The organism is Actimicrobium sp. CCI2.3, from assembly GCF_035019065.1.
In the GTDB taxonomy this organism is placed as follows: Bacteria; Pseudomonadota; Gammaproteobacteria; order Burkholderiales; family Burkholderiaceae_D; genus Actimicrobium.
This window is the reverse complement of the sequence record NZ_JASJWR010000042.1, coordinates 19,030-31,138: the sequence shown is the minus strand read 5'-3', so window position 1 is coordinate 31,138 and position 12,109 is coordinate 19,030. Positions and strand designations below refer to the sequence as shown.

General features: G+C 51.3%; 10 protein-coding genes. 9 read left to right on the top strand and 1 reads right to left on the bottom strand.

The window, feature by feature from the left end; all coding sequences use genetic code 11:
• Positions 1 to 559, top strand: a 559-nt coding sequence (locus tag QN370_RS18755) for a hypothetical protein (RefSeq protein WP_323581785.1), incomplete at its 5' end; no start/stop codon positions are given.
• A gap of 53 nt (positions 560 to 612) precedes the next feature.
• On the top strand, positions 613 to 1,008 hold the full coding sequence (locus QN370_RS18750; protein ID WP_323581784.1) for a hypothetical protein: 396 nt from the start codon (positions 613 to 615) through the stop codon (positions 1,006 to 1,008).
• Positions 1,009 to 1,183: 175 nt separating this feature from the next.
• Here QN370_RS18750 and QN370_RS18745 read toward each other — a convergent pair whose 3' ends face one another.
• A complete protein-coding gene (locus QN370_RS18745; RefSeq protein ID WP_323581783.1) occupies positions 1,184 to 1,441 on the bottom strand; it encodes a hypothetical protein in 258 nt (85 codons plus the stop codon).
• Between the two features lie 208 nt (positions 1,442 to 1,649).
• Between QN370_RS18745 and QN370_RS18740 the strand changes: the two genes are divergently transcribed.
• From QN370_RS18740 to QN370_RS18710, 7 genes are all read left to right on the top strand, one after another.
• Entirely contained in the window at positions 1,650 to 1,871 is a 222-nt protein-coding gene (locus tag QN370_RS18740; protein WP_323581782.1) for a hypothetical protein, read from the top strand.
• Positions 1,872 to 1,876: 5 nt separating this feature from the next.
• On the top strand, positions 1,877 to 2,203 hold the full coding sequence (locus QN370_RS18735; protein ID WP_323581781.1) for a hypothetical protein: 327 nt from the start codon (positions 1,877 to 1,879) through the stop codon (positions 2,201 to 2,203).
• 94 nt (positions 2,204 to 2,297) lie between these two features.
• Positions 2,298 to 4,325 carry a class I SAM-dependent DNA methyltransferase gene (locus tag QN370_RS18730; protein WP_323581780.1) on the top strand — a complete coding sequence of 676 codons (2,028 nt, stop codon included), beginning with the start codon at positions 2,298 to 2,300 and terminating at the stop codon, positions 4,323 to 4,325.
• On the top strand, positions 4,322 to 6,181 hold the full coding sequence (locus QN370_RS18725) for an ATP-binding protein (protein WP_322129220.1): 1,860 nt from the start codon (positions 4,322 to 4,324) through the stop codon (positions 6,179 to 6,181). Before QN370_RS18730 ends, QN370_RS18725 begins: the two co-directional genes overlap by 4 nt.
• Positions 6,178 to 7,449 carry a restriction endonuclease subunit S gene (locus QN370_RS18720; protein ID WP_322129221.1) on the top strand — a complete coding sequence of 424 codons (1,272 nt, stop codon included), beginning with the start codon at positions 6,178 to 6,180 and terminating at the stop codon, positions 7,447 to 7,449. The genes QN370_RS18725 and QN370_RS18720 overlap by 4 nt, the downstream gene beginning before the upstream one ends.
• The gene (locus QN370_RS18715) at positions 7,446 to 10,676 is read left to right on the top strand and encodes a type I restriction endonuclease subunit R (RefSeq protein WP_322129222.1); all 3,231 of its coding nucleotides are present in this window, start codon (positions 7,446 to 7,448) and stop codon (positions 10,674 to 10,676) included. Before QN370_RS18720 ends, QN370_RS18715 begins: the two co-directional genes overlap by 4 nt.
• Positions 10,669 to 11,970, top strand: coding sequence for an ISL3 family transposase (locus QN370_RS18710; RefSeq protein ID WP_322129223.1), 1,302 nt, complete (start codon positions 10,669 to 10,671; stop codon positions 11,968 to 11,970). The genes QN370_RS18715 and QN370_RS18710 overlap by 8 nt, the downstream gene beginning before the upstream one ends.
• Positions 11,971 to 12,109 lie beyond the last annotated feature (139 nt).

The window sequence follows — 12,109 nt, the reverse complement described above, 5'->3', positions numbered from 1 at the left end:
TTTAAGAGCTGGCATTGGAGAGATAGCAGAAGCAGTTCAATACCTAGAAGAAAAAACAGCTTTATTAATATCAAGCACTGACACTGCGCTAAATCAATACAAATCAAAATTAAATGAATTTTCTAAAGATAGGTATAAAGAAGAAGCAGAAAGATCAGTAGTATCAACTAAAGATACAGTTTTTGAAGTTGTAACTAGATCTACGAAATTAGCAATAGAAAAGCAACTTAATGATAGTGAATTTTTATTAAAAGGCGCGTTCGAAGATATTAAAAAAGAATTTATCGATCAAACAAATAGCATGCTGGCTGCAAATAAGAATTTGTGTGAAACGGCTTACGCTAATTCAAATAAGATGAAAATGTCATTTTTAAGAATGACTTGTGGTGGACTTTTCGCTAGTATTTTCGGGGCATCTATCGCAGTTTACGGTTTTCCTATGTTGAAAGCTCAATACGACGCTTATATGTACGAAGCTCAACCTGTTTTACAAACTATGCAAGATGTTCGCAGGCCGGACCGGTGGCCAACGAAAGCAGACAACAAACATAAAAGATAATGCGTATCTCACTCGCAAGCGAGTGATTACAGGCGCTTCATAATTGAGTATGAATGACAGGACTTTTCAAAAAAGGATATTCACCGATGCTTAAGATCATGTTTTCAGTTGACGAAAATACGCTGCGACAAGCTCGATTGATCGCTGAAAAGCATCACGTCTCGGTCGCTTCTTTGCTGAGAAACTATCTTGCAACGCTCGCGGAAAGCGGACTAATTGAAGGTGATTCAATGACAGGAAATTGCCAGGCGTTGTTCGACTACTCCCTGGGAAAACTCAGTCGCCATAAAACGAGAAGAATTTTGGGGGTCGATGACTTCACGCTGACGACGATGCTCAGAGTTGCAGGATTTCCTCCCCCCAGGGCAACTAATGCCGAAGAAGAAAAAATGCTCGATGACATCAAAGACGTGCATTTCGCCAAAGCTGACGATGACAAGGACTGTTAAAAAACGACCGTTTTCTAACACCTGGATTTTGATCAAGCTAACATGTTATAAAAATACCCCTCATCTTTTCTAACAGTTGGTCTGTTTTTAACAGGGATTTTTGACACTTTGAGAAAAATTTGGCTTCGAGAATTGATCGAATCCTTGTTTTCACTTATCGTTACAGCGTAACGCATTATTTGGCAACGAAATAAGCATCCCATTCTGGCGAGTCGGGTTTCAGCTCGGCCACGATTCGTTCGTCTTCAGCGTTAATTAGTCGTTCCATCATTTCTTGTTTCGTTACACCGTAACGTCGTGCCAGGCGATCCAGAGCTAGTGCTCCACCCGTTGTGATCCAGCCTTGCAGACGTCGTTCACCGTTTCCGTCTTTTCCCTGGAAAGGTCGGCGCGCCCGGTATTCAGCTTGTCGTTGTGCTGCTGTTTTTGCCATGGTTAATACTCCTGCTGAATAGTCGTTACAGCGTAACGACTAAGCGGCCCACGATCAACCGAATTTTTTGTGTTGATACAACAACATTAAAATTAGTTACGTAACGAAAATTGGATATTGCGTAACAAGATCATTTCGTGTTACGCAATTATAGTGTATTATATTAGTAACATATATAAAACAATTGCGTAACGAAAAGGAGATTTAAATGGCAACGACAAACCAAGAGCGGCAAGCGACGTTTCGAGCAAAAAAAGCGGAGAAAATTGAAGAAATAGGGCTGGAATTAGCAAAAACTACGGCTGAAAACCGTGAAATGCGCGAAAAGATAGCTGCCTTGGAACTAAAATTAACTAATCAGACTGCTTTACATGCAAAAAAGGTGAGCAATTTAGAAAAACGACTACTAAAAGCACTTGAAAGGAAGTAAATGTAATGAAAAATCAAAAACTCTATCTGCCTGAAGAGAAAGTTGAATTCATGCGTCTCGCTCGTGATTTCTTGAAAAAACAAACCGGTGTACGAGTGCGGTTGGTGGGTGATTCAGAAGACGATTATCCAATGCACGACGCTAAATTGATTGAAAAGCAAAAGAAAAACCGCGTAATTTTTAACATAAGGCGTCGTAAAGATGTGAATGAGCGACTAGGTTCTGCAACGGAAAAAACCGTTATCTTGCGTGATTTTGTCGCGTCAAATCTTCTTGCTTACACATCGAAAAACGGCTATCTGCATTCCATGGTTGGAATTAAATATACCTGATTAGCTAAAAAAGTTTCCGTTTTGTGCAATATGTGGTTGATTCTCTCCAGCACTATGGTAGGCTCTTTTGTGCAAACTATGGTTGGAGAACCGCATGGCAGAACAAGCAGGAACTGGCGCATCACTGGCAGATTTCATTTGGAAAAATGCTGAAGACCTTTGGGGTGACTTCAGGCATACCGATTTTGGCAAGATTATCCTGCCTTTTACCCTGCTGAGGCGCCTGGAGTGCGTGCTGGAGCCCAGCCGGCAGGAAGTGCGTGATTCGCATGCTGCGATGAAGGATTCCGGGATCGATATCGACCTCATTTTGCGCCAGGCGACCCGATACCCTTTTTACAACACGTCCGAGTATTCACTTGGCAGTCTGGGAAGCAATAAGACCCGCCAGAACCTGCAAGACTACGTCGCCCACTTTTCGGATAACGCCCGAGTCATCTTCGAGCAATTCGATTTTTCGAATACGGTTGTGCGGCTCGACAAGGCCGGCGTCCTGTTCAAAATCTGCAAGAACTTCGCGGCCATCGATCTGCATCCGAATGTCGTGTCTGATCGGATGATGAGCAACCTCTATGAGCATCTGATCCGCCGCTTTGGTGCCGAAGTGAATGAGGGTGCCGAGGATTTCATGACACCGCGCGATGTGGTGCATCTGGCAACGTCACTACTGCTGGACCCTGACGACGCCCTCTTCGAGTCCAATCCCGGCCTCATCAGAACCCTGTATGACCCTACCTGCGGTACGGGTGGCTTTCTGTCTGACGCAATGAACCACGTAGCCGACTACGGCAATCGGTTCAAGGTGCCGCCTGTTCTGGTGCCTCATGGACAGGAGCTTGAGCCAGAGACCCATGCCGTGTGTTTGACAGGCATGTTATTGCGGACGCTTGAATCAGATCCGGGACGGGACTTGTCAAAGAACATTCGGCTGGGCAGTACATTGTCCAACGACCAGTTCCCCAACGACCGCTTCCATTACGTCCTGTCCAATCCACCTTTCGGCAAGAAGTGGGAAAAGGACCAGAGCGCGGTTGTGACGGAGCACGAGGAAAAGAAGTTCGAGGGCCGGTTCGGTCCCGGCCTGCCGCGGATCAACGACGGCTCGATGCTGTTCCTGATGCACTTGGCCAGCAAGCTGGAGCTGCCAGAAAACGGTGGTGGTCGAGGGGCGATCGTGCTGTCCGGGTCGCCGCTGTTCAACGGTGGTGCGGCGTCTGGTGAGTCTGAAATCCGTCGCTGGCTGCTTGAAAACGACCTGGTTGAAGCAATCGTTTCGCTGCCCACTGAGATATTCTTTCGCACTGGTATCGGCACATACCTTTGGATTCTCTCGAACAAAAAGCCTGCAGGCCGCAAAGATCGAGTGCAACTGATCAACGGCACCAGTTTCTGGACGTCCATCAAGAACGAAGGCAACAAGCGCCGGGTCGTAAGCGACGATCAGCGCCGACAGATCATTGACATCTACGCCGCCGCAGAGAATGGCGAGCATTCACGAATGTTGGATTATCGAACATTCGGGTACCGGCGAATTAGGGTACTTCGCCCGTTGCGGATGTCTTTGCATATCGACCAGTCAGGGCTGGATAACCTCAAAACGGACAAGGCATGGGCCAAACTCTCTCCCGAGCATCAAGCCATCTGGGCCGCCGCCATTGTTCCCCATGTTGGCTCCATGCACCTTGTCGGCTGGGCGGAAACGTTCGCTGCCGAAGTCGTTAAATGGTCGCTTGAGCACGGCACCACGATCAAAGTTGCCAAGGTGTTCATCAAGGCGCTGACGACCGCCTTCGGCCGGCGCGATCCGGATGGCCAGCCAGTGTTGGACGCAAATGGCGCCGTCGTGGCCGACACCGAACTGACGGATTACGAAAACATTCCGCTGAGCGAGTCCATCGATGACTACTTCGCGCGGGAGGTACTGCCGCACGTCCCCGACGCATACGTTGACGCGGCGTTTTTCGACGAAATGGATAAGCAGATCGGCAAGGTGGGATACGAGATCAACTTCAACCGGTTTTTCTACCAGTACGTTGCCCCGCGCAAACTGGCTGACATCGATGCAGACTTGAAGCAGGTGGAGGCGGAGATCGCGGCTTTGCTTGGCGAGGTGACGCAATGATCGATTATCTGAATTTGCTGAACACGATTGATGAAAATGAACGATTAGAGGCTAAACGGGGAACAGAAATCGGTCCATCCATCCTCGAAACCATCTGTGCCTTTGCCAACGAACCTGACTTGCAAGGCGGTACCTTAATTCTCGGTGTCGTACGGGATGAGAATGATCTCTTTTCACCTTACGTGGTCGAGGGCGTGACCCACCCTGATGCGCTAAGCGCCTCACTTGCAACCCAATGTCGGGAACAGTTCAATACCCCAGTTCGCATTCAAATTGCAAGCGAGTACATCAATGAGCGCCCGGTCTTGGTTGTCACTGTTCCAGAAGCGCAGCCCGGCGATAAACCTGTCTTTATCAAAGCGCGTGGATTGCCAAAGGGCGCGTTTCGCCGTGTTGGTAGCACTGACCAATATTGTACAGAGGACGACCTGCTCGTCCTATATCAAGGTCGTGAGGTCGAGAGCTTCGACTTCACAGTATTGCCAGGAACATCCTTGGTAGATTTATCGGAAGAAGCGATCGCGGACTACCGAAAAGTAAGGCTTGAAGCAAACTCCGACGCTGAAGAGCTACGATGGAGTGACGAAGAGCTTCTCGAATCGCTTGGTTGCGTCAAGAACCATGATGGACAACTGACCCCAACTGTTGCGGGCCTTCAACTGTTTGGTAAGCAGCAGGCATTACGCCGTGTTTTTCCTATGACGCGCGTTGATTACATCCGGGTGCCGGGCAAAGAATGGATCCCCGATCCCGAGCGCCGGTTTGATTCAATCGAGATTCGTGACTACTTATTCAGGGCCATCCGTAGGGCGCTTGCCGCCTTACTCGACGACCTCCCCGTGGCATTCGGTCTTGCAGAGGGAGACGCCCAGCGTAAGGATAAGCCGATAATTCCTCAAAGGGTGCTGCGGGAGGGTATCGTCAACGCACTGATGCACCGTAGCTACCGTTCTCACGCACCCATTCAGATCATTCGATACTCAAACCGCATCGAGATTCATAACCCTGGTCATTCGCTAAAGTCACCAGAGCATCTAGGGGAACCAGGCTCAGTGCCTCGAAATCCCCGCATCGCTGCTGTGCTTTTGGACACGCGATTTGCTGAGACCAAGGGCAGCGGTATCCGGGTGATGCGAGAAATGATGGTCGAGGCCGGTCTTGAGCCTCCGTTATTCGAATCACAACGCAATAACGACAGCTTCGTGGCTAGGTACTATTTTCAGCATTTTCTGAATGAAGAATCAATCAAATGGCTAAGCCGGTTTCGTGATCTACATCTCTCAGATGAAGAAACGCGGGCATTGGTAGCGGTTAGAGAGCAAGGTGCAATTGACAATGCCATGTACCGAGAACTGAACCGTGTTGATACTCTCGGGGCAAGCCAGTCTCTGAAGCGTTTGCGCGACGCCGGACTGCTAGAACAAAAAGGGCGTGGCTCGGGAACCTATTATCAGCCGACTTCTTGGCTGCTTGGCAGCAACGAAGAGGAGGAGTCCCTACCTAGTGACCAACCTTCCTTGTCTAGCCAGTCTATCGGCTTGTCTAGCAACCTCGCCGCCTTATCTAGTAACCCTAACTGGCAAGAGTTGCCGGCAAACCTTCAGGAAATAGTAGCAGGCTTAGGACAGAGAACGGCGCCAGACAAGGTGCGAGAAGCGTTGATTCTGCTGTGTGCACACCGTCCGTGGCAGGCTTCCGAGCTGGCAGGGTTGTTCAATCGCAACGCAGACTATTTGGGAACTCAATACCTGAGACCCCTAGTAAGTGCCGGTGCACTTATTTACACCCAGCCCGACCAACCAAACCACCCACACCAGGCGTACCGCGCAATTTCCGGTGTGGAGGATGCGAAATGAGCAGATACAAGCCCTACCTGGCTTACCGCGATTCTGGAGTTGAATGGATCAGTGAAGTGCCTGACCATTGGAATGTCAAGCGATTACGCCATGTCTCAACTTTCACAAACAGCGGAATCGACAAAAAGTCCTACGAAGGCCAAGAGCAGGTGGGCTTATGCAACTACACGGATGTGTATTACAACGATTTCATTAGTGCAGACATGCCATTCATGCGGGCAACCGCCAGCAAAGACGAAATTGCCCAATTCACATTAAAAAAAGGCGATCTGATCATTACCAAGGATTCAGAAGATCCGTCGGACATTGGTATTCCAGCGCTGGTTGTTGAGGACGCGCCTGGGGTGGTGTGCGGTTATCACCTCACGCTCATTCGCAGCGCCGAACTTGCTACCGCACGCTTTCTTCACCGCGTTCTGCAATCGACGCCGACGCGCGCTTACTTCTTCATCGAATCTCCAGGCATTACCCGCTACGGACTTGGACAGGATGTCATCGGTGATTTGCGTGTCTGTATGCCGCCTATCAATGAAATTCACAAAATCGCTGAATGCATTGACCAAGAAACCGCCCGCATCGATGCACTGATCGCCAAAAAGGCTCGTTTCATCGAACTCCTGAAGGATAAACGTCAAGCGTTGATCGCGCATGCCGTCACAAAGGGGCTTGATCCCGATGTGAAAATGCGGAATTCCGGGGTAGAGTGGCTTGGGGATGTGCCAGAGCATTGGGATGTGGCCATCTTAAAGCGATTCGTCGTATTTCAGCGCGGGCATGATCTGCCGGTAGATGTTCGAGTAGAAGGAAAAGTGCCTGTCGTTTCTTCAGCCGGCTATTCCGGCACTCACAACGTTGCTATTGCAAAATCCCCTGGCATTGTTACCGGCCGTTATGGTTCGCTGGGCGAATTTACGTTTGTCCAAGAAGACTATTGGCCATTGAATACCGCGCTGTACACGATTGACCTTTACAACAATGAACCTCGATTTATTTGGTATTTATTACAAAACATCTCGGACCTCTTTTTGCTGCACTCAGCCAAAGCGGCAGTGCCTGGCATCGACAGGAATGATATTCATGAGATTTATGTTGCCGCTCCAATGCCACATGAGCAAAAACAAATATCCAACTATTTGGACTTTCAGTTAGATCGTATTAATAAGGTATTGATAAAGACTCAACGCAGTATTGCCCTTCTTAAAGAGCGTCGTTCTGCCTTCATCACTGCCGCCGTGACCGGCCAAATCGACCTTCGGGAGCCCGCATGAGCGACACTGAACACCAAGAAAAGCATTTCGAGAGCTACGTTCTTTCCAAGCTGGAGGCGCAAGGATGGAAGGTTGGCAAGACATTGAAATACGACACCGAGCGTGCTCTATATCCGGATGACCTCGTGGCTTGGCTGGAGACAACTCAGCCCGAGAAGTGGGACAAGCTCAGCAAGGACAATGGTGAGCGCACTCGCGAGGTCTTGATGGACCGGTTGGCAAAGGCGCTGGAGAAGAACGGCGCAGTTCAGGTGCTACGCCAAGGATTTTCAATTGCCGGGTGCGGCCACATCGATCTGTCAGAAGCCGCGCCGGAAGACAAGCGCAATGCGGACATCCAGAAGCGCTACGCAGCCAATATTCTCCGGGTGGTGCCACAACTTCAATATCACCCTTCACGCAAGCTGGCGATCGATCTGGTGTTGTTCATCAACGGGATTCCTGTCGCTACGATCGAACTGAAAACTGACTTTACGCAGTCCGCTGACGCAGCGATGGATCAGTACCGTACTGACCGGCTGCCGTATGACCCGAAGACCAAGCGTCACGAACCACTGCTGACGTTCAAGCGTGGCGCCGTGGTTCACTTTGCGATGTCGGACTCGACCATTCAGATGGCGACCAAGCTTGATGGCGCCAACACGTTCTTCCTGCCGTTCAACCAAGGCAATGAAGGACATGCTGGCAATCCTGCGCGTACCGATGGCGAGTATCCCGTCGCCTATTTTTGGGAGCAGGTTTGCCAGCGCGACGCGTGGCTGCGCATTTTCCACAGTTTTGTGTACGTCGAAAAGAAGGATTCCGTCGACCTGTACGGGAACTGGTCAAAGAAAGAGACACTGATCTTCCCGCGCTTTCATCAATGGTCGGCAGTCAACGACATGATCGAAGATGCCAAAGCCAACGGCGCTGGCATGTCGTACCTGGCTGACCATAGCGCAGGCTCTGGCAAAACAAGCACGATCGCCTGGACAGCGCATGATCTCGTTAAGCTGCGCAGGGACAATGGCGAAGCTGTCTTCAGCAGCGTCATTATCGTGACCGATCGAACCGTGCTGGATGACCAACTGCAGGATGCAGTCAAGCAGATCGATCACCAGTTCGGGGTCATTGCTGCGATTGACCGCCAGAAATCATCCAAATCGAAGAGTCAGCAGTTGTCCGATGCCATGCTGGCAGGGACTCCGATCATTGTCGTGACCATCCAGACGTTCCCGTTCGCCATGGAAGCGATCGTGACGGACAAGACGTTGAAGGGCAAGAATTTTGCCGTCATCATCGACGAGGCGCACAACTCTCAGACCGGATCGACCGCGGCGAAGCTGCAAACTGCGCTTGCCATGAGCGGTAGCGGAAAAATGGCCACACTGTCTGTCGAAGAATTGCTAACCGAGATCCAGAAGTCGCGCGCCCGCCCGACCAACATTAGTTACTTCGCTTTCACTGGCACCCCCAAACATTCGACGCTCATGCTGTTTGGCCGACCCGCTGACCCAACGCAGCCGGCATCGAAGGACAACCTGCCACGCGCTTTCCATCGGTATCCGATGCGCCAGGCGATCGAAGAGGGGTTCATTCTTGATGTTCTGCAAGGCTACGTGCCCTACAAGACAGCATTCAATCTCGCCAAACAGGTAGGGGACGCCAAACGGGTGAGCGGCAAGGCTGCCAAACGGGCGTTGGCTCAGTGGATGTCGCTTCATCCGACCAACGTGACCCAGAAGGTGCAATTCATTATCGAGCACTTCAGCCGGAACGTCGCGCACCGCCTCGATGGCAAAGCCAAGGCGATGGTAGTCACCAGCTCGCGCGCGGCTGCAATCCGGTACAAGAAAAGCTTTGACGCCTATATTTCCAAGCACGAAGAGTATTCAGGCATCCGCTCGCTCATCGCGTTTTCGGGAAAGATGACCGGCAAGCAGGTTATGCACTCGGATGACGAGATCAAGGGCGATGGCACGTTTCTCGTTGATGAAAACGAGGAATTCACGGAGGAAAACATGAACCCCACCGTGCGAGGCCAAGACTTGCGGCTGGCCTTCGATCGCCCTGAGTACCAGATCATGCTCGTAGCAGACAAATTCCAAACTGGCTTTGACCAACCGAAGCTCGTGGCGATGTACGTCGATAAGAAGATTGCAAACGATGTCGAGATCGTCCAGACCTTCTCGCGTTTAAACCGCATGGCGCCCGGTAAAGACCAGATTTTCATCATCGACTTCGTGAACGAGCCAGAAAGCGTACGCAGTGCCTTCGCCATGTATGACGATGGGGCCAAGATCGACGATGTGCAAGACCTCAACGTGGTCTACGAGGTCAAGGAACAGCTCGACGATCAGGACATCTACGACGACGAAGACCTGGAGCGCTTCAAGGAAGCCCGGTTCAAGACCATTCGCGATATCACGCGCGCGCAGGATCCGCAACACAAGGCGCTGTATGCCGCGACCGAAGGCCCCACGCGCCTGTTCAACCAAAAATTGAAGATGCTGCGGGACGCCATCTCGACATGGGAGGCCGCCTTCGAGAAAGCGTTTCGCGAGAAGGACGAGGCCGGCATGAAATCGGCGGATCACCACCGCAAGGAGCATGCTGACCAGATCAAGACGCTGATGGCCTTCAAGGCCGGGCTTGGCCGCTTTTGCCGCACGTATGCGTATGTGGCCCAGTTGATCGACTTTGGCGACCCCGAGCTCGAAAACTTCGCGTCGTTTGCGAAGCTGCTGGAAAAGCGGTTGAGTGGAGAAATCCCGGAAAATGTCGACCTCAAGGGCCTGGTTCTCACCGGTTTCGAAATCAAAAACCGGGAGGACGGCGTACAAGGTGATGGCGAATCCCCCGTACTGCAACCGATCGGGCCTGGTGGCGGCACCGGCGCGGGCGATGCGCCTCACTTCCTGAGTGAAATCATCGATAAGCTCAATCACTTGTTTGGAGATGCCACTCCGCTGCGCGACCAAGCCACCTTCGTCAATCACATCGTTTCGATCGCCCGCGAGAACGATGTCGTCATGGCGCAAATCGAAAACAATACTCGTTCGCAGGCGCTAAAGGGGAATCTGCCTGGCGCGGTGCAGCAAGGCGTTGTGCGCGCATTGACCTCGCACCAGAAGCTGGCCACGTTGGTATTAAAATCCGATCGCCAAGCTATGTCCGCGCTGACCGATGTCATTTATGAGCTGATCCGCGATCAACGTAACATTGACGTGGACGCTGCCGGTGTTTGATCTTCTCGGCCTGCCAGGTGTAAAGCCTGTCGATTTACGTCCAGGCCAAATTCTCACGGTGGTCGTGGAGCTAATCGAGGAGCAGTTACCAATCTGCCCCGACTGCGCCCAGCCACTACATCGACACGGGCGCCGATCGAGCATTTTTGCTGACACGCCAATGCAGATGCAGCCGGTTCGGTTGGAAATCATGCGGCCTCGCTATCGATGTGAGACGTGCGGCAAAACGGTCACCCCGCAGTTATCCTTCCTCGATGAGAAGAGGCGCGCTACCAAGCGACTCGTTGATGCCATTCGTGATCGCTGTCTTGGCATGACCTTCCACGCGCTGGCTTTGCAGACCGGACTTGCGGTCAACACGATTAAGAATATTGCTCATGACCTGATTGCAGAGCTGGAGCGCACGGTCCGCTATGAGACGCCCGTCATCATGGGAATTGATGAGGTGAGTCTCGCGGGTGAGTATCGATGCGTTGTTACCAACCTGGCGACTAATAACGTCTTTCAGATTCTGGAGTTCCGCACTCAAGAACACCTGAAGCCGTTCTTCAAGAATCTGCCTGATCGGGAGCGGGTTGAATGGGTGTGTACTGATATGTGGCGACCCTTCAAGCGCTCCTTCAGCGAATACCTGCCTAATGCCCGCCTAGTCATCGATAAGTTCCACGTCGTGAAGATGGCCTCGGATGCGCTGGAGGACGAGAGAAAGAAGTATCAGGCGACGCTGACAAAAGACGAGCGCCTGCAGGTAAAGAAATCGATTCGCTGGCTTACGTTGAAGCGCCCCGGAAATCTGAGCCCGGCAGAAAAAAAAGCTTTGCTGGTGGTGCGAGAGACGATCCCGGCACTGGGGCTGGCCTACGATGTCAAAGAAGCATTCTTCAGAATCTACGACGAACCCGACAAAGAATCTGCAATGCGAGCCTTTGAAGCATGGGAAACAGCGCTGCCTGATGATGATCTACCGAAATTCACTAGTCTCGCCAAGACGGTGCATAACCACTACGACGATATCTTCGCTTACTGGGACTCGCCGGGTCGGATCACAAATGCTTATACGGAATGTCTGAACGGTCTGATTAAACTCGCAAACAGGACCGGGCGTGGCTACAGCTACGAGATCATCCGAGCGAAGACCCTGTATGCCAAGCATGCTCGAAAGGTTGGGAGCGGTACGCGGTTGATCACCACTTCACAGGGTGCAGTTCCAACCAAGCGAACATCCGAGACGATCGAGTATGGGCCTCATATTCCAACCTTGATCGACATTGCTGAAGCCGGTGGGTTGGACTAACAACGGTCAGATTCCAACCTTATATTGCAGATAGCCCGAAAAACATTGTCAATACCGAAATCGAAATTACTTTTGACGGTTATGAAGATGACCCACGCGAAGTCGTCGAAATACCAGAAGTAAGAGAATGGATGCGAGC

What these genes read in the sequence shown, in the direction of transcription:
- QN370_RS18730 (WP_323581780.1), top strand. Translation starts at nt 2,298, where the DNA reads ATGGCAGAACAAGCAGGAACTGGCGCATCACTGGCAGATTTCATTTGG.
- QN370_RS18750 (WP_323581784.1), top strand. Translation starts at nt 613, where the DNA reads ATGACAGGACTTTTCAAAAAAGGATATTCACCGATGCTTAAGATCATG.
- QN370_RS18715 (WP_322129222.1), top strand. Translation starts at nt 7,446, where the DNA reads ATGAGCGACACTGAACACCAAGAAAAGCATTTCGAGAGCTACGTTCTT.
- QN370_RS18725 (WP_322129220.1), top strand. Translation starts at nt 4,322, where the DNA reads ATGATCGATTATCTGAATTTGCTGAACACGATTGATGAAAATGAACGA.
- QN370_RS18735 (WP_323581781.1), top strand. Translation starts at nt 1,877, where the DNA reads ATGAAAAATCAAAAACTCTATCTGCCTGAAGAGAAAGTTGAATTCATG.
- QN370_RS18740 (WP_323581782.1), top strand. Translation starts at nt 1,650, where the DNA reads ATGGCAACGACAAACCAAGAGCGGCAAGCGACGTTTCGAGCAAAAAAA.
- QN370_RS18720 (WP_322129221.1), top strand. Translation starts at nt 6,178, where the DNA reads ATGAGCAGATACAAGCCCTACCTGGCTTACCGCGATTCTGGAGTTGAA.
- QN370_RS18745 (WP_323581783.1), bottom strand. Translation starts at nt 1,441, where the DNA reads ATGGCAAAAACAGCAGCACAACGACAAGCTGAATACCGGGCGCGCCGA.